Annotated in this window: 20 protein-coding genes; 8 read left to right on the forward strand and 12 right to left on the reverse strand. The window is 38.0% G+C overall.

Going from position 1 to position 23982, the window contains the following annotated elements:
- Positions 1–39: 39 nt before the first annotated feature.
- The 5 genes from L1283_RS01475 to L1283_RS01495 form a co-directional block, all read right to left on the reverse strand.
- Positions 40–1356, reverse strand: a complete 1317-nt coding sequence (locus L1283_RS01475) for an IPT/TIG domain-containing protein (RefSeq protein ID WP_429625666.1) — start codon at positions 1354–1356, stop codon at positions 40–42.
- 30 nt (positions 1357–1386) lie between these two features.
- Positions 1387–3255 (reverse strand): RagB/SusD family nutrient uptake outer membrane protein, encoded by a 1869-nt coding sequence (locus tag L1283_RS01480; RefSeq protein WP_429625667.1) that lies wholly within the window; start codon positions 3253–3255, stop codon positions 1387–1389.
- 21 nt (positions 3256–3276) lie between these two features.
- Positions 3277–6654: a TonB-dependent receptor gene (locus L1283_RS01485; RefSeq protein WP_429625668.1), complete on the reverse strand. Its 3378-nt coding sequence runs from the start codon at positions 6652–6654 to the stop codon at positions 3277–3279.
- A gap of 162 nt (positions 6655–6816) precedes the next feature.
- Positions 6817–7962: a FecR family protein gene (locus tag L1283_RS01490; RefSeq protein WP_429625669.1), complete on the reverse strand. Its 1146-nt coding sequence runs from the start codon at positions 7960–7962 to the stop codon at positions 6817–6819.
- A 114-nt stretch (positions 7963–8076) separates the two neighbouring features.
- On the reverse strand, positions 8077–8643 hold the full coding sequence (locus L1283_RS01495) for an RNA polymerase sigma factor (RefSeq protein WP_394676007.1): 567 nt from the start codon (positions 8641–8643) through the stop codon (positions 8077–8079).
- 453 nt (positions 8644–9096) lie between these two features.
- Between L1283_RS01495 and L1283_RS01500 the strand changes: the two genes are divergently transcribed.
- Positions 9097–9378, forward strand: coding sequence for a hypothetical protein (locus L1283_RS01500; protein ID WP_429625670.1), 282 nt, complete (start codon positions 9097–9099; stop codon positions 9376–9378).
- Between the two features lie 191 nt (positions 9379–9569).
- Here the strand turns inward: L1283_RS01500 and L1283_RS01505 are convergent, their stop codons facing one another.
- Positions 9570–10817, reverse strand: coding sequence for a hypothetical protein (locus L1283_RS01505; protein WP_429625671.1), 1248 nt, complete (start codon positions 10815–10817; stop codon positions 9570–9572).
- Positions 10818–11126: 309 nt separating this feature from the next.
- Here L1283_RS01505 and L1283_RS01510 point away from each other — a divergent pair, with 309 nt between their 5' ends.
- The gene (locus L1283_RS01510; protein WP_248932341.1) at positions 11127–11645 is read left to right on the forward strand and encodes a hypothetical protein; all 519 of its coding nucleotides are present in this window, start codon (positions 11127–11129) and stop codon (positions 11643–11645) included.
- A 210-nt stretch (positions 11646–11855) separates the two neighbouring features.
- Here L1283_RS01510 and L1283_RS01515 read toward each other — a convergent pair whose 3' ends face one another.
- The 3 genes from L1283_RS01515 to L1283_RS01525 all read right to left on the reverse strand — a co-directional run bounded on the left by L1283_RS01515 (position 11856) and on the right by L1283_RS01525 (position 13687).
- Complete coding sequence (locus tag L1283_RS01515) at positions 11856–12053, reverse strand: hypothetical protein (RefSeq protein ID WP_248932340.1); 198 nt, start codon at positions 12051–12053, stop codon at positions 11856–11858.
- A 12-nt stretch (positions 12054–12065) separates the two neighbouring features.
- Positions 12066–13004, reverse strand: coding sequence for a hypothetical protein (locus L1283_RS01520; protein ID WP_248932339.1), 939 nt, complete (start codon positions 13002–13004; stop codon positions 12066–12068).
- Positions 13005–13093: 89 nt separating this feature from the next.
- Entirely contained in the window at positions 13094–13687 is a 594-nt protein-coding gene (locus tag L1283_RS01525; RefSeq protein WP_248932338.1) for a hypothetical protein, read from the reverse strand.
- A 216-nt stretch (positions 13688–13903) separates the two neighbouring features.
- On the opposite strand from L1283_RS01525, the gene L1283_RS01530 reads away from it, so the two are divergent.
- The 5 genes from L1283_RS01530 to L1283_RS01550 all read left to right on the forward strand — a co-directional run bounded on the left by L1283_RS01530 (position 13904) and on the right by L1283_RS01550 (position 18892).
- Complete coding sequence (locus L1283_RS01530; RefSeq protein ID WP_429625672.1) at positions 13904–14833, forward strand: hypothetical protein; 930 nt, start codon at positions 13904–13906, stop codon at positions 14831–14833.
- Between the two features lie 817 nt (positions 14834–15650).
- A complete protein-coding gene (locus tag L1283_RS01535) occupies positions 15651–15959 on the forward strand; it encodes a hypothetical protein (protein WP_429625673.1) in 309 nt (102 codons plus the stop codon).
- Between the two features lie 307 nt (positions 15960–16266).
- Positions 16267–16947 (forward strand): hypothetical protein, encoded by a 681-nt coding sequence (locus L1283_RS01540; RefSeq protein ID WP_429625674.1) that lies wholly within the window; start codon positions 16267–16269, stop codon positions 16945–16947.
- Positions 16947–18488 (forward strand): glycosyltransferase, encoded by a 1542-nt coding sequence (locus L1283_RS01545; protein WP_429625675.1) that lies wholly within the window; start codon positions 16947–16949, stop codon positions 18486–18488. The genes L1283_RS01540 and L1283_RS01545 overlap by 1 nt, the downstream gene beginning before the upstream one ends.
- Positions 18489–18769: 281 nt before the next feature.
- A complete protein-coding gene (locus tag L1283_RS01550) occupies positions 18770–18892 on the forward strand; it encodes a hypothetical protein (protein ID WP_257787001.1) in 123 nt (40 codons plus the stop codon).
- Between the two features lie 205 nt (positions 18893–19097).
- Here the strand turns inward: L1283_RS01550 and L1283_RS01555 are convergent, their stop codons facing one another.
- Positions 19098–20273: a GAF domain-containing sensor histidine kinase gene (locus L1283_RS01555; protein WP_429625676.1), complete on the reverse strand. Its 1176-nt coding sequence runs from the start codon at positions 20271–20273 to the stop codon at positions 19098–19100.
- A 457-nt stretch (positions 20274–20730) separates the two neighbouring features.
- On the opposite strand from L1283_RS01555, the gene L1283_RS01560 reads away from it, so the two are divergent.
- Positions 20731–21102 (forward strand): response regulator, encoded by a 372-nt coding sequence (locus L1283_RS01560; protein WP_075993718.1) that lies wholly within the window; start codon positions 20731–20733, stop codon positions 21100–21102.
- Between the two features lie 276 nt (positions 21103–21378).
- On the opposite strand, the gene L1283_RS01565 is transcribed toward L1283_RS01560, so the two are convergent.
- Positions 21379–21624 (reverse strand): hypothetical protein, encoded by a 246-nt coding sequence (locus L1283_RS01565; RefSeq protein WP_429625677.1) that lies wholly within the window; start codon positions 21622–21624, stop codon positions 21379–21381.
- 367 nt (positions 21625–21991) lie between these two features.
- Positions 21992–23470, reverse strand: a complete 1479-nt coding sequence (locus L1283_RS01570; RefSeq protein WP_429625678.1) for a TlpA family protein disulfide reductase — start codon at positions 23468–23470, stop codon at positions 21992–21994.
- Positions 23471–23982 lie beyond the last annotated feature (512 nt).

Below are 23982 nucleotides of genomic sequence, written 5' to 3' on the forward strand. Positions count from 1 at the left end.
CCTTTTTAATAGAGGCTGTTCATTGAAATTACAGAATTCTTATTCTGATATGATTTTACGAATGCTATTGTTCTTTTTATCCAGTACATACACAGTTCCGTTTTTGTCAACGGCAACGCCTTCAGGCACATTGAATGCCGCCGCTTCTCCAATACCATTTATGAAGCCAGACTTGCCCGATCCTGCAAAGGTACTTACCTGATATGTTTTGCCGTCTACAAAGCGGATGCTTTGGTCGGGAGAATTACTATCGCCGCCATTGGTACCATTTCCAGCAATTAGAATATTGTTTTGACTGTCGACTGCAATGCCCCAAGGGAGTGCGAATTCGGCGTCTTTCCCTGGGCCATTCTTATAGCCATATTTGCCCGTTCCAGCAATAACGGTATACTTCCAGATTTTTGGATCATATTGGCGGATTTGATTATCGCCATGTAAAGCGATATAAAGACTGCCATCTGAACCGCAGGCCATACCCGCAGGATAATTCAGTCCGGTGATAACAGTATTAGAGGCCGTACCGTCCAAATTGATCTGGTAGATAGGGGCCGGTGAATCAACGACATTGTAATAGATTTTTTTTGAAGTTCTGTCGTAAGCGATAAACCATGGGGCACTATGGCCCCAAGCAACGATTTTGGTGGTTCCGTCTGGAGAAATCTTTCGGATATCCCAATTACCTGGATCAGCACTATACAGATTTCCATGTTCATCTATGGTAAGGCCATAGGGGAGACTAAAACGTGCTTCAGTGCCTTTCCCTTCAGCAAAACCACCATTACCTGGAGAACCTGCAAATGTTGTTACGTTTCCGTTCGGGTCTATTTTTCGTATACAGTGATTACCTGGGTCAGTTACATATACGTTTAATGCGTCATCCACGACTATACCGTTGTTACGGTACCAGGCTTCACCGCTAAAATTAAACATGGCATCGGTACCTTTACCATTGGCAAATCCTGCAGCGCCATTACCCGCTAATGTGGTTACCGTTCTTGTGTAAAGGTAGGTATAAGTATCTTTCGAAGTGCCGGATTTTCCACCGATCGAAATTTCAAGAGGGCCGGTTCCTCCTTTTTTCGGTACAACAGCCATGATCTGTGTACCATTGGAAGCGATAACTTTTAAGGGAACACCACCTATTTTTATAGCTATCGCTGCGGTATCCAAGGAAAAATTCTCGCCATTGATCAATACCTCAGTTCCTCCAGATCCCTGTTTTGGAAGAAAGTCGGTAATGACTATGGGGGTATTGGGATCGTGGGTAAAACCGGCATCCTCTTTTTTACAGCCAGCTAGACTAAGGATAAGGAGAGCAAAAAAGATTAAACTAGTTGCGTTATATGTTAATTTCATAAATCTTTAAAAATAAAGTCCATATTTTAATTACCATCCCGGGTTTTGTACAAGCGCATTATTCTTGTCAATGTCATCTTGTAAGATGGGGAATAGATACATCTTGTCATTCCAATACCGGGTTTGCAGCGTTTGCCGTTTATAAAAATCCTGAAAAGCAAAGCCCTGACCATTATCGTTGGCACTAACGTTCAGACGATATATCGTCTGAACAGTGGGATTTCCCATCATCAAGCGACGGATTAGCGTAAAATAACGGTCTCCTTCAAAAGCCAGTTCAATCTGCCGCTCACGCAAGATCCATTTGCGTTGTTCATCCTTGTTGCCAGCCACCTGAGGGTAAACCGATTCAAGTTTCGGCAAGCCGCCCCGCTGACGGACAAGATTTAAATAGGTTAGAATATCTGGATGGCCAGGGTTGACTTCATTCATTGCTTCGGCATAGTTTAGGTAGATCTCCGCAAGACGAAGATGAATAAATGGACGGTAAACAGCACGGTCCTGGCGGATGTTGGAGGCTGGACTCACATTTTTCTGCCCGATATAACCAGTTTTGTCAGCGCTATTTGAATTTTGTCCTGCACCTGCTTTTCCCGAATAATAGAATTCTGCTCTACCACGGCCATCTTTATTGACATCCGATGAAAAATAGTTACGATCATCCGTTGTAGGCGCAGGTAATATTGGCTTACCATTGTATAGAATGTTGACATAGAATCGTGGCTCGCGGTCCACATACATCGAAGAGTTACCCGTGATGTAGCCTCTATTTACTCCGTCCCTTGACTTTCCATAGTTAGCGGGATCATCTTGCTGCACAAAGCCATCTTCTTTATAGCCGGAGGTAGGGTCGTCTATGGTTTTACCATTGCGCATCAGGTGAGCATCCACCACATTCTGAGTCGCATTCATCATATTGATACCACCTGGTTCAGGAGCGCTTCGTTTTTCATGCCCCCATTGCCAGGTATCGGCTCTGTGAGTAGAAAATATGATCTCACTATTAAAGCTCGTGAGGAAGAGATCACGGAAGGACAGGTACGGGTCGAAATTGGTATCTCCCTCCTCCAGATTTGTAAAAAGCTTGTAAGTATTTAAATCGATGACAGCTTTTGCAGCATCAGCGGCTATTTTCCATTTGCTGGGATCGTTTTGCAACGGAGCTAAAGCTTTTCCGTCTTTGTTCTTAAAGTCGGCAAAGCGGGGATTCCCATTCCATAACGGACTGGCAGCCCAAAGAGCTACCTGTGATTTTACGGCTAGACAGCTACCTTTACTCGGGCGTCCGTAATTGGCCGAGGAGGACCAAACAACAGGCAGATCAGCCGCAGCCATATCCATCATCTTATTGATATAATCCACACATTCCTGAAATGAGTTGCGAGGGTAATTATTATAGTCTTCATTTAAGCCAAGTGGTTTGTCCAATAATACTGCCGGACCATATTGGCGGAGCAATTTCCAATAAAACCATCCGCGGAGAAATCTTGCCTCGGCTTTATACTGTATCTTGAGGTCAGAGCCCATCGCACTTTCCGGAACTTTATCGATGTTTTCTTCGAAAACAAATGATTGTCTGATAGCACTATACGCATCATTCCAGTACTCTTGCCAATAAGCACTTTGGGGATTCCAGTTGCCTGCAACCATCTTGCGTACATTTACACTTGGGATATTGCACGAGTTTTCGTCACTTGCTCCCAAAACGGTATAGTCATCCACGGGCATTTTTACATAACTATAAATCTGATTCAGGTAACCTTCTGCGTTGGCGCGGGTTTCCCAGAGCATATCGGAGGTCAGTAGATTGTCCGGTTTTTTGTCGAGATAAGTGCAGCTTTGCATTAAACTTAGTGTCAGTAAGCCCAAAGCAATATATTTTGTTGATCTGTATTTCATGTTTGCTAAGATTAAATAGGTTTAAAACTGTGCCCGAACACCAAAGGTGATCATGCGGTTCAATGGATATTTAGCGCCATTATCACCCAACTCGGGATCCCAAAGCTTAAATTTGCTGAAAGTCAGTAAGTTTTGCCCCGAAGAATATACATATAGTGCGTTAAATCCGAGCTTGTCTAATCCTTTAGCTTTAATATTGTAACCGATTGAAGCCTGTTTTAACCGTGTGTAAGCTCCGTCCTTTAGCCAATGGGTACTATTCAGGTAATTATTGTCCGAGTTGTTCGCCATGGTAAGGCGTGGGTAATAGGCATCCTGGCGTGGATTATCAGCTGTCCAGCGATCTTCGACAATAGACATGGTATTGTTGGGGTAAAGTCCAATGCCCGAAAATGGGATAACGCCAGCGCCCTTAGCCCCACCTCCCGGAAAATCAATTCCCGAACCATTTGCCATAATACCAACATCACCAACACCCTGAAAGAATAGAGAAAGATCAAAGCCCTTATAGGAGATTCCAAATCCAGCACCAAATAGCCATGTTGGAAACCACGATTTACCAAGGTAGGTCTCATCAAAAGCATCAATGACATTGTCGTCAGCACTATTCAGGTTTTTATAACGGATATCACCTGGTTGCACTGGATTAAACTTTTGCTCGGGTGAGTTGGCAATTTCCTCATTGCTTACAAAATAACCTGTAGCCACATACCCTTTATATTCGCCAAAACGTTTTCCTGTTTCAGCTTGATAACTATATTTGCGGATCGGCTCGTCGGCAAAAATAATTTTATTTTTACTGTAAGTTACATTTCCGAACAAACGCATGCTGACACCGCCGAATTTATCATTGTATTCCAGATTTGCGTCTACTCCGGTGTTGTTCATTTCGCCAAGATTCGCGAAAACATTCAAATTACTATAACCGGCAATCGAAGAGATTGATTTCCTCCGGATAAGAATATCCTTCCGGTTTTCATGATATCTGCTCAATACGATATTGAGTTTGTTCCAGAGACCGATTTCTAGACCGATATCACTTTTATAAGACTTCTCCCAGGTGAGGTTCTGTACGCCCAGTACATTCTCGGTCATTCCCGCTGCCGAAGTCCCATTCAGGCCAAAACCTGTATTTCCACCAGCGCCAATTTGTGTTAAGTAGGGAAATCTGCCCCCATCAATGTTATCGTTACCGACAACTCCATAGGATCCCCTAATCTTTAATAGATTAAATGTGTTTTTCAGCGGTTCGAAGAATTCTTCGTTGGAGATGACCCAGCCACCCGAAATGGAAGGGAATAGACCAAATTTCTTGCCTTTCTCAAAATTTTCAGATCCCGTATAGCCGGCGTTGATCTCCGCAAGATATTTATCCCGGAAGCCGTAGGTAATCCGTCCTGCAATACTCTGATTGCGGTAGGGGATAGCACCGATCACCGAGCCGGCCAAACTGACCAAGCGGTTTCGCATATTATAGAGTAACATTCCGCCTATTTTATGGTCATTGAAAGTACGGTCATAATTTAAATTGGTTTCAAGGTACATAACGCGTTGACCGGCTGATTCTTGGCTATAATCAAGGAATTGCTGACCCACGCGGGTCTGGTTGAAGATAAGCTCTCCTTGTGGTGTACGACCTGTTGCTTGCCATAAGTCATTCCTTCCGGACCTACGGTTATTGAATTCACCATAGCTGTCAAATGAAAAACGAGCATAAGCAGAAAGCCCTTCAGTAACCGCATCTAGTTTTTGATTGATGGTCAGAACCGATTGGATAACCGGTTTAAACTCGTCAGAATAACCGTTATTTTGAACCTCATTTAACGGATTGCTGCCGCCATTATTTAAAGGCCCTGCCCATCTTCCGTCCGGATACCTGGTGGGGTAGGCGACGGGTGTAGTTGCATAAGCTAGGTACCATAGGTTTCCGGCCGATATTCCAGGATATCTTGAATTGACCAACATACCCGTCAAATTAAGCTGAACCAAGGTACTTTTCGTTAAATTGACATCAACATTGCTACGGAAATCATAACGTTTAAAATCTAAATTGGGATTGTAATTATTTATATTACTTACCTTGTAAGGACCCTTTTGATTATAATAAGATGCAGAAATGTAGTACTTCACAGATTCTCCGCCACCGTTGATATTCAGGTTGAAATTGTTTAAGAAGGAATTTTTCTTGTATACTTCGCCTATCCAATTGACATTGGGGTACATATAAGGGTCCAAGCCACTCCGTGTTTTTTGGATCAGTTCATCAGAGTATACGGGTGTTAAGCCCATATTTGTTCTTGCCTCATTCTGGAGTTCCATATATTTTATACCATCCAGCATCTGCGGAGTTTTCGTGAAACTTGAAAACCCAGATTCAGCTTTGAAGGAGATTTTAGGTTTACCGGCAACGCCTCTTTTTGTTGTGATGATCATTACACCGTTTGCCCCCTTTGCACCGTACATCGCTGTAGACGAAGCGTCTTTAAGCAGCGATATACTCGAAATATCTTCGGGGTCTATATTATTGAAAGATCCAGCGAAGCCTCCATTGACATCGTCCCGCTGTACACCATCGATTATAATCAATGGTGATTTATTTCCGGTGAAGGTGCCTATACCACGGATGGTGAAAGTAGAATTATCATAACCCGGTTCACCACTAGACTGAACAGAGATGATCCCGGCTACTTTTCCAGCCAGTGCATTCGATAGATTTGGAACAGGGGTCCGCATATCGGCCATATTCACTGAACTTACCGAACCGGTGACTGTAATTTTCTTCTGTGTACCATATCCCACAACAACGACATCGTCTAAGTTGTTGCTCGCCAAGGTTAAGGTAACAGTCAGGTAACTCTCGCGGTCTTTGTTAATTTTGCGTTCGAGGGTTTGGTAACCGATAAAGCTGAATGTCAGTACCTGTTCTCCAGTTGGAGGGGAAATTGTAAAATTACCTTTGTTATCTGTTGATGTGGTTAGTTGAGAATCCTTTATTCTGACTGTTACCCCGGCCAATGGATTGCCCTGTTGATCGCTGACCGTTCCACTGACACTTTTTTGGATCTCCGTCGGATAGTTTGTGTTCTGAATATCCAGTTTTTCTATCTTGGGACGAATGACCAAGGTTTTTTTCCTTACTTCAAACTCTAGGCCTTGCCCTTCGACAAGAGCTTTCATCGCGTCATTGAGTGAAACCCCATTCAGACTAAGCGTCACGGGGCGGGCATTTTTCAGCAGCTTGGTGTCATAGACCAAGTCGACGTGCGCCTGCTTGCTGAGTTCTGTAAGCACCTCATCCAGCCTACTATTTTTAAAATGTAGGCTCACCTTCTGACTGTAAACGGGCGTGTTGGCCTTTACAGTAGCTAAAAAAGCGAGAAATATGTAAAATTTCATCATTAGGATTATCTTAGATAAGGACATAGCATGTTCCTTTCCCAATATTATTTTCATAAATTTGTGAGGAATTAAAAGGTTATTAAGTTTTTGACTGAAAATTTTAAAACTTTATTCACGGCCAAGATGTTCGAGCATCTTGGCTTTATTAGTTTTAGTAATTGGTTATTTTTTTATGACATAGATCCTCCTTCCTTCGATCTTAAACTGCACGGATTTTGTGAATTCCATTATGGACAAGATTTCTTCTATATTTTCTCTTCTGGATATGCGAATATTAAAATTTACGTCGTTCCATTCATTGCCCTGAAATATGATTTCGGCATCGTACCATTGGGCTAATTCATCCATTACAGATTTGATATTTTCATCTTTGAAAATAAAATAATTATCTTTCCATGCGAGTTCAGTTTCAGGGTCAAATTTATCATAGATAACTCTAGAGGCATCCATCGTGGCCCTTTCTCCGGGTTTTAATATCTTGTTCCCTACTTTCGACGTTAGCTGTACTGAACCTTGTAATAAAGCAACTTTTGAAAATTTATTGGTTGTTCTGCTAGATACATTAAACTTGGTTCCCAATACACGGACTCCGAAGTTGTCTCCCTGAACAATAAATGGTTTTGACCTGGATTCCGCAACCTCAAAATAGGCCTCACCCTGTATAGAGACCAGTCGCCGATCCCTATCAAAATGTTCGGGAAATACAATGCTACTTTCGGTATTGAGCCATACTTTTGTTCCATCCTCTAGATTGATCTGAAACTTTCCTCCTTTCGGGGTTTTTAATGTGACTAGTTTTGGTGGACCGGTAACATCGGCATCCTGCTTTTTGTAGCTAATAACACCCTCTTTTTCTATTTTTAGAAGTAATGCCCCAAATTGGATCGTGTCGCCTGCCTTTTGTCCTGAAAGTTTGACCAGCTTGCCTTTGTCGTTTTGTAGCACAGCTTTGTCGTGGGCAGGTTTAAGCACTGCATGTTCTTGTTTTGGGTTATCCAAATGGTCGGATATGATGTTGATATAGAATAGAAATCCTATACTTGATATGATTAATATGGCTGCCGCATAAGGCAGGTAGCGTCTCGTCAATTTTTGTAGCCTATTTCTATGCTCACTTTCACGAATGGCCTTTAATACATTTTGCTGTATTTTTTTCCCCATTTCATCTTTATCCGCAAGGTCCTGACTGTCTAAAAGAGCGTGGTGGTAGGTATTCAATAAATCGTTATCCACTTCCATCATTTCTTGGTCTGTGGAAGTTTTATTTAGAATTTTTTTGATTAAGTATATTAATCTAGGCTCCTTCATGAAATTATAAATTGATTCTATGGTATAGAGTGCAATTTTTGAATTTACCCCCAAAAGGAAATTTCGATTTTAATAAAATAAAATGTAAGTATTTGTTTTTGAATTGATTAAATTTTAAAGGAAAATAAAGAATAAGATAGTATTCTTAGAAATATCTTGCTTTAACTTTTTAATGGCGATAGAGATTTGATTTTCTACTGTTTTTGGAGAAATGTTTAGCTGCAGGGCGATCTCTTTGTTATTTAATTGTTCTATTCGACTGAGATAGAATATCTGTCTACATTTCTCTGGAAGGTTATCGATTAATTGTTCAACATAGTCGAGCAGCTCAGTGTATTCCATTCTTATAAGCGGGTCAAATGAATCTATGTAGTTGATTTCGTCATTTTTTAATTCAGCATGTTTCATCGTTTTTTTGATTTCATGGAATACTTCATAACGAATACAACTGAATAGATAAGTATGAATTGAATACTTTAACCTGATTTTCTCTCTATTTCCCCAGATTTTAATAAATACATTTTGTACCAGTTCCTGGCATACTACAGCATCTGGAAAGGTATGAAAAGCTGTTTTAAATAACTGTTGCCAAAAACGCGACATAAAGTGCTGAAGGGCCCGCTCATCGCCGTTACAAACCAATTCAAAAATTTGCATATCAGAGTAAACGGTGTAATCCATAATTACGGGATGTTTATAGTCGGTAGTTAAAACAATTCAAACTTAAATACAAAATAGCTAAAAAGCAAAATAAGAATATCATTGAAATTTCTGAAATCTTGACCACCTAATTGTGGAAATCATTGATCAGGCAATTTGGGTATAGTTGATACGCGAATTCAAAATGCGATTTATTTAAGTCTTTTTGGGAAAATTGGATTTTTCCGAAAAACCCGATTTAAAAAAGCGGTTAGGGCCGCGTTAAGGTAGGGCCTATTCTGATATAGAAAATTACAATAATTCTTCTGACAGTGATGAGCTAGAGAACTTCTTGAATAAATTTTGATGTTTTTGATAAGGGAGTGTATTAAATTTAAAGTTCAAGTGCAAAAAATATTTAATGCCTTTTTAGAGATATAACCAATCCTTGTAAATTGCTATATTGCGTTGGCCAAATAAATTAGCCAAATAGATATGATCAAATACCTTAAGAAAAGGAAAGGCCCATTTTTTATCGCATTGATTTATGTGAGTATAGGTACACTATCTGTATGTTCTATTTATCCTGACGACCCTTTGTACAGCGATTGGGCAACTGTTGGATTAGCATTTACATTTCCGGTAACGATAGTCAGTTTTGGATATCGTTATGCCCAAGGAGATTTACTTTACCCTGTATTTATCATTCAGGCAATTATGTTTGTACTTACATTTTTTGTCCTGATCAATATATTGAAAACTACCCATAAAAAATAACGGTGCAAAATAAGGGTGAAAAATGCAAATATCCCAGTCATCCAAGAGATCAAAGCTAGATTTCCGTCTATTTTTCCATAGTTAGTTGGTAAATATCGCCTAATCATCCTTATATTTAATAAATATATTTTTCGGAATTTTGCTGAAATCAATCTTAGTAATCAGATGAAAGCCTGTAACTACAAAATCGTTTACCTATGCATTAACGCCTCAACCCCTCCAACCAATTTCTTAAAATCAACAATAAACTTTGCCCTATCGAAAGAAAGTTCCTTATGTCCCCTGGCTTTGAAAAGATGGTTGTTGCAAAAATAATCCCAAACTTTTGTAAGTTCTCCAATCTTCCGAAATTCGAGAAGAGCGTCGAATCGTTCATCTTGATAGCCTAGATCGTCGGCCAGATTGTAAAAGTCTACAAAATCAGCGAGTGTATCCACAGAAACAGTTTCTACTTTAAATCCGTCAATAATTTCCTTGGGAGAATAAGTGTACGACTTGGTAGGAGGTAAGTCTTTTATACCGGACAACCATGCTTCTAAATTAACAGGCGCTTTAAAGATACTGTTATTACTCTTCAACAAAGTCAGCAATTCTTCGATGGAAGGTGAGTGTAGTACTTTTCCATCAAGAGAGGTTAGCAGCTTATCATTTTCGTCAGTATCTTCATACCAGATGAAATATTTGCTCGAAGGGGAGTCTAATGGCACATAGCTCAAAATCCAGATCATATAGTCTTGACAATGTTCCAGAAACTTTTCGCTTTCGGTCAATATCTTACTATACGTAGTCCTCGTATTATCGATGCCCTCTTGCAAAGAAAATGCTGGGTTGGTGCTTTTATTGGTTAGTTTCGAAAGCGTAATTTGTAGCGCTAAAGGACTGAAAGCATTTTTAAACCTCGAATAGAGTGTAGTATAGATATTGAGCGCAAATTTTGGCTTGTGAAAGTAATGGCGTGAGATTAATTTTTTCAATATCTCAAATAGTTCTGGGTTTACTTTAGATCTTGTCCCTTTCCTAATTTCTATTTTCCAACGATAGTTTCTAGTGGTTCCGTTTTGATAAGTTATAGTAAATTTATAATAATCTGAGACCGAAAATTCGTTTTTCTCTTGTTTATAAGTACCATGGATATCGATAGTTTCTTTTGGTGCGATGTCATTTGGTATAATTTCTTGAATGTTTTTAGAAGTAATGGCCGGCAGAATGGTTAGAAATTCAGGTTTAATCGTACTTTTAAAAAACAGCTTGAGGCACCCTTGGAAATATTTGTTGGTCTTTCCCATTAAAAACGAAACTTCTCGTTCAGATATTTTTTTCTTTTTACAGATCTCATAGAAGTTAGTAAGAGTTTCAAAATCAGTTCTTAAGATGTTTTGTCTATTGATATTCCCCGTTTTTGATACGGGACTCGTCTTATTTTTATCCAAACGTTTCATAAGTTCTTGAATAGGCTTAACTGTTACTAACAAAAAATGAAATAAGGTCTTTTCTTTCAGTGTCGTTTGCGTAATTGAATATAAATAATTTTATTTGGTTATTTCTATGACTAATGCTATAAGAAAGGTTAGTAAAAAAGGATATAGATAAAATACGAAAGGACAATAAAATAACGATAATGCAAGAACTAATAGACACGATTAATTATGAATGGTAACAAAAAAATATATATTAGTTGGTCAAATTTTAAAGATAAAAGAATAAATTGTGGATATGTTATGAGCGTCAATATCTATAGAAAATAATTTATGAAAACAAGTTTGGTTATGTTATTGTTGATGTTCTATTTTACAGGTGTTAAATGTCAATTGAAAGATGAGAAGAAAGCAGTAGACGACAATTATCCAGTAATAAATATTGCAAAAAAACTTGATATTAATCAGGTCATTAAAATAGAGCTGTATCGGTTTAATCCAAAGAAGAAAAGTAACCAAAGTAAAGCTATTTCAATTGTATATAACAATAGAATAGCTCCTTGTTTTGATTATATTAGGACTATTAAGGATAAAGATAAATTTATAAAGATTATTACAGATCATCATACTTATGGCTCTGAAGATATTGCTTGTTTTGATACTGGCTATTCTGTTTTACTTTACGGAAATAAAGACGATATCGTAGGATATATTAATATCAGTATGAGTTGTAATAAATTGATTTCAAATCCAGAAATTAAAGAAAGGACCTATTACTCACGAGATGGACTTAGAAAAGTTGGATTTTCTAAAAAGGGGAAAATAAGTATTCAAAAAATTCTGGGTATTTAATCGAGCATGCTTGAAAAATTAGAAATGACAGATAAAGCATATTCCATTGAGGTATACCGACAAGCATATCATTTACAAATTTTTCTGTATACCATTAAATTCCGGCCTCCTCTCTATCAAAGTTGGCCTTTATTTTTGAGCAAACTTTAGGATTGTAGCATAACTTTACCCAGAAGTTTTCGATCCATCCAGCCCGTATAACAAGGGTAATTAATTTTTTCGTGTCCTGGACAAGCCAATTACGGTAATATCTTGGCACATCCCAGCATACCAATCGATAATATACTCGGTGCCTGGGATAAACTGTTTCGTGCCATTGTGGGTTTCCATTTTCCCTTGACCATAGCTAATTTCCTGTTTGATGTTAGCTACTAATGGCCATAATGGTATAAGGTCTAAATGATCCATATCGATTTAGTTCTAGTGTAGATATGATGCTATCGGCGTCTGTCGGAATGTTTTAGTTTTCAATGATAGTGACCTTAAGTCGTCAATAATGATTTCATCTTCTTGGAAATCAGTGATTATTTCTTCTTGAATGTTTGCATAATCCAAAGAATCAATTATTTCACCAGAGAGGATATCGAAAATATGTAGTGTACCCCCGGCGTACGCAGTTTGGTCACTCGCAGGCATAAATCCGTGAATACACGCCAAATTGCTCTCAGTAGTTATGATATTGTAACAGCAAATTCTATTATCTTTTTTAAGTTTCGAAAAATTTATTGTCCATATTGGTTTGACAAAGTTGTCGTGTGTAAAGCAGTGTAATGAATTTTTTTTGTCACTTACCAATAGATAGGTTTGGGTATTATCAAATTTTATCCAACTCGTACCGCCTATATTTTCAAGTTTTATTTCATCGAAATAATGATCGTCAAAGTGATATCTCAGAATAGATTTTTTTTCTGTTGGGATATAAACAATGTTGCTTTTAAGGTGTAAATCTGCATTGTAAAGACTTTTGTGAATTTTATCTTTTTTGAAAACCACCTCACCGTTTTTAATATTTACACAACATAATCCAGAATAATATTCGAGTAAAAAATAGTTAGATGACTTATCAATTATGCTTCTATATCCCAGAAATTTGTCAGTAGAAAAGAGTTGTTGTTTAGTTTCAATGTCAAAAGCTGTAATTGTCGTTTTATTTGCATTGCGTATTGTTAGCCAATTTTTGGATTTCAAAAGTATAATGTGGCCATTAGGGGCAAAATCTAAGAGACGGAATTCTTCGAAACCAAGATTATTTAAAATATTTAGGTTAGAATCTGTTAAGATTAAACCTTTTTTATCATCCTCTACAATAGCCTTATTAATCTGTCTTCTATTAACAACTCTTCTATTTTCGATTCTCATATTGTGATGGGGCTAAGATCCGGTGTTGTTATATTTTTAATACTTAGGATTTTTATACTACATGTTCTTCATTTCCAGATTTGAGCTTATTAGTTTGGTATAACTAGCTTAGCTTGGGAAAAGTCAATGGCTTTGTACCTATCTTCCATTTTCTTGTCGAGTATGACTTTGTCATCCGTGAATGAAACTGGAGGGGTTTTAAAATGCCAGGTTCCCAGATAGTTTAATGAGTTTTCTGTGATCTTAAAAGTAAAGCGTTCTAATTCATCTATACTTATCAGACCAGCGTTTACTTTATCTTCAAAACCATCCGTTGTATCCGTATTCTTAAAAATATATTCTGTAAACATTTTGCCACCATACCACTTACTATGGGTCCACCAATAATTTAGAATAGCGTAGTTACCCGGCTCGATAGTATATATGAAGATATTTTCCTTTGATGATTTGAATGTTGGTTTCACTCTAAATGCACAAACCTCCTTTGTATCTGTATTGATCAAACGTATGTCCTGCGGAAAACCGCCACTGCTGAATCCTAATCGTTGTATGAAGTTGCCATAGATAATAGCTTTCCCTTTCGGTATACCTTCGTTACTTGCGACATCATTGAGGTTTTTAAGATCTTGAGCATTAATCTGTATTGATAAAAAAACTAGGAATAGTGTTATTATACGTTTCATTTCTAAAGCAGATATTGGCTGACAAATATTCTTTGTAGACTTTATTAAGATTAACTAGCTGGAGATAAAGCTACAATAAATAGCTCATATTGTATATATCAATTATGAATTCTACGAATGATGACATCGGGAAATTTGATGCCATTTATCTAAGTTTTTTGGGTAAATTGGATTTTTCTGAAACCCCCGATTTTAAAAGAACAAAAATTTTTCTTTATGATGCACACAAAACATAATCTTAGCTACTTCTTAACCCTTATTTTGTTTTTTTGTATTGTGGCTTTGGGAAAGGCTCAGGTGCTCCCATTCTATAAGGTCACCCCCTTGGAGGACGATGATTATTTTACAAAAACTGTTTTTTCATTCAATCCTACTTTTATGAAAAGCAATAAAGTAAAAAGCATTCTACTGCAGAGTGAAGAGAAGGTTGGTATGAAATATATTTACAGTTTTAACACCGACGGTATGGTAGTAAGTATGACGAGCATACGATATAATAACGAAAAACCTGATACCGCTTTTTATACCAGATATTTTTATAATTTAAACGGACTCATCGATAAAAAAGCAAGGATAGATTATTCCAATGGTATCGTAAAAGTGAGTAGCGTCCAATACAATAAGAATAATAAAATTGATATCATCCGAACCTTCACATTGAATGCTCAGATGCCAAATAGGCCACAAAACAATGATTGGCAGGGAAAGCAATTTCCCAGAGCGGACAACATGATTTTAGAAGGCGCCTTACCTGACGAAAGCCTTTGGAAGAAAATGACAGCGAATAATGATTTTTCTTCCATGCAATATCGTTACTATACCGAAAACGAATTCGAGGCAGAAGAACGTACCGAATATTTCAATTTTAGTAAAAATAGCGGCGGTTCAGATACGTGTTATCAAAAAAAGACGTATTACTATTTGAAAGGGCATCCGGTAGTGTTGTTTCTACATAATGGCTGTGCTGTCGAGAAAACACCATCTGAATTGTATCAATTCAAAGACGGACTTTTGGTACAGCTCACTGATGCACCTTCTTCCCCTGATCCCAAAACAGAAAAGTATGTCTACGACCAAAACCGAAACCTGAAACTAATGGAAGATAGTTGGAACGGACGAAAAGTAAGTGAACTGGGAATGAGTTAAGATGAAAAAGGCTTTTTGGTTTCCATACAGCGAAAGTCGGATGCTGCTAAGGCTCATTATTTTGAAGATCGCATTCTAAAGGCAATTTATAGTTTTTACTAACTCAATAACCATTGCTTCTTTTCCATATTCCATTTTCATCGAGAATTTTTAAATAACTTTTAGGCGACTCTTCTAATTGAAAACATTGAACCAGTTGATCGGTTAAGGCAGTCAGAAAGTCAAAACAAACAGAAAAGTCCTCTTTTGAGTTGTAAAAGCCACCCCACTCATTTAAGCTCCAACAAAATATATCGCCCCTGGCAGTCGTAATCGAAATCACGATGTTAGGGGGATCTACGTCGTTTTTTTTGTAGTAATCATAGTTTTCTCCGCCCAACAATGATATTTCACGGGCAGGAATGTTGATTGCACTTATGTTTGAAATAAAACCGAACCAAAACAGGCACTGGTAAATCCGTCCTTATTCAGCGTTAGTATTTCTGTCGATTGTCGTTCGGAGGCCGTCTTAAATAGCCTATAAATAGCTATTAAGAGGAACGGAAATAATATCAGTAACAGCCAGCTCGAGAGATCATGTGCAGGGCGTACAAGAAAAAGGGTAGTTGTTAGTGTAATAGCCAATAAAACCGTAAAAAACCAAACAAGAATGGCTGAGGTTTTGCTGCGGTTATTAAAACGAAATTGATAGCTCTTCATCGTAAGTTGAGTAAGGTGAATTTCTAATAAAAAAACATAGCCTTCAATAATAAATATATGGATATTTTATTGGTATATAGCAAATTGCATGTAAATTGCTCTTGGATTACATACTTTTATGAATGAGATCGATGAAATGTTATTCCTATATGGACTGAGCGAAAAGCGCAGTATTTTACGCTTGCTCGATGATTTTCAGGACGAGGCGGAAATTAAAGAATATTGCTGGAAGGTTTTGAGAACTTACCCTGACCTTAAGAAAGAAGCCTGGTTAATTGGACTGGAAGGGGGCGATTATATCTACAGTTTTGAGGGACATTACGTTTTCATCACGGATGATATTTGGAGTTTTAATTTAATCGCGATGAAACCAGTATTAAAGTTGCTGGTAGAAAAGATAAAAGCCTTAAAGGCATCAGGTGAATGATAGACTTCGAAATTCAATAACCTGTAAATAAGATGTCTTCATTGTTGGATGTTATAATCAACTTATCATCGATCGTAAGGACTGCCGATTTATTAAAAAAATAGTTAGGCGAACAGCTCCAGCAGACTGTTTCCTGCTTATTAAATTTTGGCAGCGTTAAATTATCGGATATATATTACTCTTGTTACCCTTATAATAAAAATTTTCTTTCAATTTATTTTTGTATATTTATAAACCTCCCTACGTGCAGCACCTTGTCAAAGATACAAGAAGATCGTATGCAAGGACTTCACTTAAAAATCCAACAATGATTTCAGCAACAAAAAGAGGAATAGCGTTCCTATCCACTTATCCTCCACGCGCCTGCGGTATTGCAACTTATACAACAGATCTAATGAAGGCTATCGCGAGTAAATTTGAAGAGTCTTATCGACTAATTCCTATACCGATAGTAGATGACAATACGTCTCAGGAAGATGGTCCACTAGGGAAATTAGATATAACAAACCCGCTCTCTTTCGACACTATTCTTGAAAACATTTTGTTTGATCAGGATATTAAATTGATCTGTATCGAACATGAGTTTGGCCTTTTCGTTGGTCAAGAAACTGAGTTCATAACTTTTCTCAAGAATCTTAATTCAGCACAGCTTGCTATTGTCGTGACTTTCCATACGGTGTTGCCAGCACCAGACCGCATGCTGCTCGAACATGTATATGCCATTGCTTATAATTGTTCGCAAATCATCGTGATGACACAGGGATCCGCCGATATCCTTACTAGTACTTACAAAATTCCTACCAGTAAAATAACCGTAATTGCGCACGGTACGCATTTAGCTCCAGCGACGGATAAACACGCCATTCTTGAGCGATACAGCCTCGTGGACAAGAAAATCCTCAGTACATTTGGTTTACTTGGACCCAGTAAGAGTATAGAGACTACACTTTATGCGCTCCCGCTATTATCGAACAAAATCCAAATGTAATGTTCCTTATTTTAGGGATGACACACCCCAATCTTTTACGATATGAAGGAGAGACGTATAGAAACAAACTTGAGACAATAATAGACCGATATAACATTTCAGATCATGTCCGTTTTGTTAATGAATTTCTCTCAACAGAAAATTTATTGTCCTATCTGTCGATCACCGATGTGTATCTTTTTACGTCAAAAGACCCTTTGCAGGCGGTTAGTGGAACATTTTCTTATGCGCTTAGCTCTGGCTGTCCCATTGTGTCGACGCCAATCCCTCACGTAAAAGAGGTTTTAAAGGAAGATATGGGGACCATAATTGATTTTGAAGCTTCTGACCAGCTTGCGGCTGCAGTCAATCAAATTTTGGATGATGAACTTAAATTAGGCAAGATTCATCGTGTGAATCTTCAAAAGATGGTTAAAACCTCCTGGCAGAACGTTGCTATAGCTCATGTTTATCTTTTTGAGTTACTTATAGATAAAAAGAGGGAAATGATATACTCAGTTCCCCCCGTCAACCTGGATCATATTTTTCGGATGTCTGAAGAACGCGGATTTGTTCAATTTGCGGATATCTCTATGCCCGACCTTGCAAGCGGTTATGCGTTGGATGACAATGCAAGAGCACTTATAGCGATGTTACATCACTATAAAATATATGAATCATATGAAACCATTGCTCTGATTCAGAAATACCTGGATTTTATAGGTTATTGTATGCAAGCAGATGGTACATTTCTGAATTATGTAGACAGGAACGGCAATTTTACAATACAAAATAAACAGGAGAATCTTGAAGATGCCAACGGCCGAGCTGTCTGGGCTTTGGGTGAAGTGGTGGGCATGGCTAATCTTTTGCCTGAAAGGATAGTAAAACTTGCAATAGAGCTTTTGGAGCGGGCATCCAAGCATGCATTAGTTTACTATTCGACAAGATCGATGGCCTTTACCATTAAGGGCCTAAGTTTTATGAAGGGCAAAAATTATAAGGCTATCATAGAAGTCCTAGCAGATCGTCTAGCAGCTATGTTTGAACATGAGAGCTCTTCAGATTGGCAATGGTATGAATCTTATATGACTTATGGCAATAGTGTTATTCCAGAAGCCATGTTGATCGCCTATGAGACAACTAGGGACAACAGATATAGAGATATCGCCTATCAATCCTTTGATTTCTTATTGAGCAGGATTATTGTCGACGAAGAGATTCATGTGATTTCCAACAAAGGCTGGGCACATCGTGGCCAGCTGAGAACCGAGGGCAGGGGCGGAGAGCAGCCCATTGATGTTGCTTATACTATTATTGCACTAGATAGATTCTATAAGTTTACAAAAGATGAGCAATATAAGAAGACCATCCGAATAGTATTCGACTGGTTTTTGGGACGGAATCATATTAGACAGATTGTTTATAATCCTGTTACCGGAGGCTGTTTTGATGGACTGGAAGAGCATGCTATCAATATCAATCAAGGTGCAGAATCCACCATAAGCTATCTAATGGCAAGACTTAAAATGGAGGATCATACGCACGAACCTATGAGTTAGTTTCTTTTGAACAGTAGTTGCTTCATTGTCAATTATTATTTGTATATTTAATACTATGATCTACTATTTCATATAACCCCATTTCGTAGGTCCAATATGATAAATATACTTGTTTTATCTTTAAATTCTCCACAATATATTTTCCGGAAATTTTTAGTTCAACAACTAGCTGCTAGCGTACCTCAAAGAGAGAACACGTTTTAGTTTACTTTTATTCTTCCCGATCAAGTATAAACATTGAAAAGGGAAAAGGATAATACGCACTATAAAATCCATACATCATGAGTAAAGACATTAAAAAGGAAAAAAGCACAAAAGAGAAAACGCAATCTTCTTATCAAAAAGAAAAAGATTCTGTTTCGAAAGACTTAACGGAGAATGTTTTCCGTAAAAAAAAGAAATAGGCAATTGAAAAGATAGCTTATTTGTTTGCACTTGCACAAAGGCAGATTAATTTGGAGCGGGTACAAAGGCTGGATTATTAGACCAGGCTTTTGCTCGCTTTTTTCTTTAACAAAACTGAATTTGAGTATCGTATATTATATCTTTATGATGCATAATTTGAAGTAGTCGAGCATAAATCCTATAAAAAAATGATCAAAGCATCTATCATATTGGTATCCAAAGGGTAAAAACCACCTTTTCATCAAAGCATTTGACATGGATATCACCGCTGTGAGCCGTGATTATCTGTTTGGAAATATAAAGGCCCAATCCCAGTCCACCTTCTTTCTGGTTTTTTCTTCCAACAAAGGGCTTGAATAGGTTATTGAATATAGGCGCTGCTATCTGATGGCCATCATTTTCTATCTGGAAGATAAATCTATCACTTTCAATAGACGACTTTATAACGATTGTATTTTCTGCCAAACCATGTCGGAATGAATTTCCTATGAGATTTGAAAACACCTGTGCCATACGCTCATGATCGCATGTTACTGGATGTTTTGCTCCGAGATTTGTCTGTACTTTTCTGTGGGGTGCACTTGTTTGGATCTCACGAAGGGCCTGAAGGATCACTTTATCTAATTCGACCAGATTTTTGTTCAGATGTATTCCCGTGCCGAGTTTACTCCGGGCAAAATCAAGCATGTTATCTATTAGACCTTTCATTCTATAGGACGAATCATAAATAAGCTTGGCCGTTTGTTTATGTTTTGCATTCTCGAGTTTGTCGGCGAGATATTGCGATAAGGTAATCACAGCACTCAATGGATTTTTTAGGTCATGCCCCAGCACGGATAATAGCGTATCCCTGCGTTCAGAGTATTGTAATTCTTCACCTAACAGGGCTTGGGTATTTTTTATTTTGGCGATCGAACCCAAATGAAAACTGATCAGTTCAGCTAGAAGTTCAAATAGTGGTGCTATTCGTTCTCTATCAATTGACACGGCTTTATAATCTATCGTGCAGAGGGTTCCAAAGAACAATCCATCATTGTCAACGATCGGGAATGCGATATAACTTTTAAAACCTTTTGCATACAATTTTCTTTTCCAATCTTCATTTTCACAGTGGTCGATATCGGGGATAATAATAGGAGCATGTTTATCATGTGCCTCATCTCCTAAGGTGTAATGTAATTCGAGCTGCTGCCCCGCTGTTACTCCGACTCCGAGCGAATCCCGTACAGCACAGGCTATCCATTGATGGCCATTGTGAGAGGTCACCAGCCCTAGATCCATTCCTGTATATAGACATATGGTGTTCAATATATTCTTTACTACAGGAATATCTTCGATCCGCATGAGCAAATGGGAGATGGCATCCTTATTTTCTTTCATATCTGTTGCTATTGGTAAAATCGAAGTCAATATCAATGACTAAAATATATCACTTTGTAAGGAATGACTATATAATTACAAATTGGAGAATAAGATGTTTGATTTTCTGTTCGAATCTTGTGTTAGCGGACTTTATGTCTAAATATAAGCAAAATTTAATCGTTTTTTAGAATCTAATTGTATCAGAGAGGGGTGGATCCCAATTGGAAATACTTATTATTCCGGTTAAAAAGACCTTGATTTTCAATACAAAAAGACGTTTTTATACGTCTTCGTTGGAATATACACGTGAAATAGAGGTGATAGCTCTGCTAATAGAACTAATACTGTTCGATGGATGTTCTAATTTAAAAGCTCTAGGGCAATAAACTTTCTAACCATGGCAACACATAAAAGTAACGCAAGTGAAAATTCTGAAAAATGTATCTCTGATCGATAGAATTTAAAAAAACTCAAGATGAAAAAGAAAATTGTGGTGTGTGATGATGATATAGAAATACTGAATGCATTTTCTATTGTATTGGAGGATCAAGATACGATAGTTATAACGGTAGCGAATAGCTTAGTTCTGATAGACGTGTTGGACAGTATAGATGCTGATATACTTTTTTTGGATATTCATATGTCTGCACGTAACGGAGACCAAGTACTGCGAGACCTCAGGAGTTCATCTAAACATGATAAGCTGCCCGTAATTATGATTTCAGGTCATATCGATGGACGGAGTATTTCAGTGGAATGTGGAGCCGACGGATTTTTAGCTAAACCTTTTGATCTTATCGACTTGGAAAACTATATACGGAGATTTGTTTATGAAAGTGAATCTTAATATCAAATACTACGCACGACCATAAGGAAGAAACATGTTTTTTGAAATTTCCAATATTTTTGAAGAATATCATTGTCAATTCACTTGGTTCAATGTTTTTTTAAAACAGTGATAGCCGAATTTTTTAACTAAAAAAGGTAATACATTTTTCCTCTTAATAATTTGTATCAATAACGTCGCATACGCACAAAAAAAAGAATATTTTTACGAACCGGATCGCTAAAGAGGAAGGCAATAAAATGAAAAAGCAGCTATTAAGCTGCTTCTCTGCGGTTCTTAAAGGTAGATGGTTTCGCCACCGGTGCTGGTGTCCGAATTATCGGATCGGCCGCCACCACCGCCACCGCCACCACCGCCACCGCCACCACCGCCACCACCGCCACCGCCACCACCGCCACCACCGCCACCGCCACCACCGCCACCACCGCCACCTGATCCAGCAGCGATGCCTGATTCCATTTCAATGACGGTACAGCGTAATGAAGGAGCTTCGTACTCCTTTTTCATGTGCTCTGTTTTCATCTGCATTTAATTTTAGTAATCAATTGATATTCTCTTTATGTCAGAAGACTTTTAAAGATAGCTGTCCGGCGACTGGTAGAGGTTATGAAAATTATTGTATAATGCTATCAAAAGCATAATCCAAAAAAGCAAAAGCCTCCCAGAAGGAGGCCTTTGAAGGTTGTACTACAGTGAAATAATAATTATATAAATGAAATAGAAGAGACGATTTAATCAAGGAAGCATTGCTTTAAAGGACAAAAATGCGTCCGAATGATGTAATTAACTCATGGTAAAAGCTTGATGAATAAGCCTAAGCTAAAATGGCTAGCATATTCTTGCTGTGTATTATAAGTACTATCGTTAAATCGTAGGAAAATCATCTCTATTACCCTTTTTTAGCCAGGTCAATCTTAACTGAGATCTCATTGACGATTTTTTCGATGTCTGCGTCACTGCCCGCTGACTGAAAGCGGATAAATCCTTCTTTGTCAATCACCACTTTGTTTGGTATGCCTTTTACACCATAAGCCGAAACAACTGATTTTTTCTGGTCTTTCATTTCATCAAACAATACGTGGAAACTGTATTTATTTTCGGCGATAAATTGTGCAACCAAGTCCTTGTAATTGATTTCTTTCTGCCAGGTATTGACAAATAGAAATGTAACTTCATCATCATTCGCGTATTTGTTAACAGCAGCCTGCATGCCGGGGAAGGATATTTTACAGGGACCGCACCAGGTCGCCCAGAAATCCAGCACGACGACTTTGCCTTTTAGGCTAGCCAAAGAGACTTCCTTGCCATTATTGTCCATCAAAGAAAACTGTGGCGCCTCATTTTTGATCATTTCGGATTTGAGCTTCGTAATCAGCGCTGATTTGATCCGACCATCGAGCTGGCCGATATATTGGGTTGTATCCGTAAGATTGCCGTTTAGCTGACTGTACAAAGGTAATAGTGCGTTCATGAGCCGTGTTGTTTTTCCGTTTTGGACAACTTCATTTTCTAATAGGCTAAAGGCATCCAAATGCCTTCCTTTGATGTTCAGCGCTTTTGCATATAATATAGTTGTAAACTCCGAAGGAAGCTGCTGTTGTTGCAGGGCGAGCACATCTAAGGCTTTATCTAAGGCATTAGCCCCCATAAGTGATTCGGCATACTGTAATGTAATCCCGCCGTAGTATGGCAACCCGTCCTTATTGCTAGTGCTTTCAGCCGAATTCTTACGCACTGTAAGGTCTGTGTAAACAGGTTCGAGCATCGCTTGGACAAAGACAAATTCACCCTGCTTATTTAGTTCTCTCCCAACCATAAAATTGGATTCCACATAGTTTTTTCGAGGTTTTAATGCATTCATATATTGGGTTACTTTAGCCAGATTTTTTTCTCGGGCATATTGCAGGGCAATAGCACCCGTGGCATAGCCGTACACGCCATTGCTCTTTTCCTCGTAATTCCCTTCTGGATATTGTTGCAACAGTTGCTTATACTGATCTTCTGCCTGCTGGGCTGTGAGGTCGGTATTTTGAAATAATGCCCCAAAGGCCGTATTGCGGACGGTGATTCCTTTGGGAAATTTTTTGTTTATACCTTTTTTTATGGTTTCGGCCATATCCGTCTGCTCTAAACCTTCATAGAGCTGGGCGGAAAGCAACTGATCTTCCTCTTTTTTGGATTTTGAAAGAAATAAGGCTTCCTTCAAAATATTGTTTTTTGCCGCGTCGGTATTTTGCTGAAATAAGCCATTCAGATGCTTAAACAGTTCTTCCCGAGTGATTCCCTTCGTGGCAGCGAGTTGTCCAAAGACGGTCTGGCTTCCCAAAAGCAAAATAGGAAGCACGAATTTTATTGATTTCAATTGCATGTTTTGTGTTAAAATTAAGTTTACATTCTGCTATAGTATTTTAAATGGATTAGGTGCTGGAATGTCCCGAAAAAAATGAAAATATATTAACGCTGGCTCAGCAATTTGCTGATAGTTTTGGAAAACTAGAAAGATAGGATTGAATAGTACTGTAATTTTCATTGAATATCCCCATAGTGTCCCGAATAGTGCTTTAAATTTAATATCCTGATCAGTTAACTTTAATACAATGTTTTTCATATGCTATTTCAGTTCAAATCGCTCTGGACAAGCGGTGAAATAGTTTTCATTGAATGATATTATTTGGAAGAGCATCTCTGGAGCAATCTGGGTGTGCTTATTTTCGTATAAGTAGATCGCCTTGTGAATGGGAGTTAAACTTGAGTTCAGTCCGGGGAAAAGATATATCCAGTGGAATTCCATATTATTTTATAATAAAAACTATAATTACGTTGAGGAATCATTGAATTAGCTTTATCTGAATGATATCTTTTTTATAAAAAAGCAGTTGT

This window comes from Sphingobacterium sp. HSC-15S19, assembly GCF_050433745.1.
Lineage (GTDB): Bacteria > Bacteroidota > Bacteroidia > Sphingobacteriales > Sphingobacteriaceae > Sphingobacterium > Sphingobacterium siyangense.

Bases quoted from the DNA above. Each gene is read 5' to 3' on its own strand.
- L1283_RS01540 (WP_429625674.1), top strand. From the start codon at position 16,267: ATGATTTCAGCAACAAAAAGAGGAATAGCGTTCCTATCCACTTATCCT.
- L1283_RS01535 (WP_429625673.1), top strand. From the start codon at position 15,651: ATGAATGAGATCGATGAAATGTTATTCCTATATGGACTGAGCGAAAAG.
- L1283_RS01475 (WP_429625666.1), bottom strand. From the start codon at position 1,356: ATGAAATTAACATATAACGCAACTAGTTTAATCTTTTTTGCTCTCCTT.
- L1283_RS01570 (WP_429625678.1), bottom strand. From the start codon at position 23,470: ATGCAATTGAAATCAATAAAATTCGTGCTTCCTATTTTGCTTTTGGGA.
- L1283_RS01495 (WP_394676007.1), bottom strand. From the start codon at position 8,643: ATGGATTACACCGTTTACTCTGATATGCAAATTTTTGAATTGGTTTGT.
- L1283_RS01525 (WP_248932338.1), bottom strand. From the start codon at position 13,687: ATGAAACGTATAATAACACTATTCCTAGTTTTTTTATCAATACAGATT.
- L1283_RS01500 (WP_429625670.1), top strand. From the start codon at position 9,097: ATGATCAAATACCTTAAGAAAAGGAAAGGCCCATTTTTTATCGCATTG.
- L1283_RS01480 (WP_429625667.1), bottom strand. From the start codon at position 3,255: ATGAAATACAGATCAACAAAATATATTGCTTTGGGCTTACTGACACTA.
- L1283_RS01510 (WP_248932341.1), top strand. From the start codon at position 11,127: ATGAAAACAAGTTTGGTTATGTTATTGTTGATGTTCTATTTTACAGGT.
- L1283_RS01565 (WP_429625677.1), bottom strand. From the start codon at position 21,624: ATGAAAACAGAGCACATGAAAAAGGAGTACGAAGCTCCTTCATTACGC.
- L1283_RS01545 (WP_429625675.1), top strand. From the start codon at position 16,947: ATGTTCCTTATTTTAGGGATGACACACCCCAATCTTTTACGATATGAA.
- L1283_RS01505 (WP_429625671.1), bottom strand. From the start codon at position 10,817: ATGAAACGTTTGGATAAAAATAAGACGAGTCCCGTATCAAAAACGGGG.
- L1283_RS01550 (WP_257787001.1), top strand. From the start codon at position 18,770: ATGAGTAAAGACATTAAAAAGGAAAAAAGCACAAAAGAGAAAACGCAA.
- L1283_RS01485 (WP_429625668.1), bottom strand. From the start codon at position 6,654: ATGATGAAATTTTACATATTTCTCGCTTTTTTAGCTACTGTAAAGGCC.
- L1283_RS01515 (WP_248932340.1), bottom strand. From the start codon at position 12,053: ATGGATCATTTAGACCTTATACCATTATGGCCATTAGTAGCTAACATC.
- L1283_RS01490 (WP_429625669.1), bottom strand. From the start codon at position 7,962: ATGAAGGAGCCTAGATTAATATACTTAATCAAAAAAATTCTAAATAAA.
- L1283_RS01555 (WP_429625676.1), bottom strand. From the start codon at position 20,273: ATGAAAGAAAATAAGGATGCCATCTCCCATTTGCTCATGCGGATCGAA.
- L1283_RS01520 (WP_248932339.1), bottom strand. From the start codon at position 13,004: ATGAGAATCGAAAATAGAAGAGTTGTTAATAGAAGACAGATTAATAAG.
- L1283_RS01560 (WP_075993718.1), top strand. From the start codon at position 20,731: ATGAAAAAGAAAATTGTGGTGTGTGATGATGATATAGAAATACTGAAT.
- L1283_RS01530 (WP_429625672.1), top strand. From the start codon at position 13,904: ATGATGCACACAAAACATAATCTTAGCTACTTCTTAACCCTTATTTTG.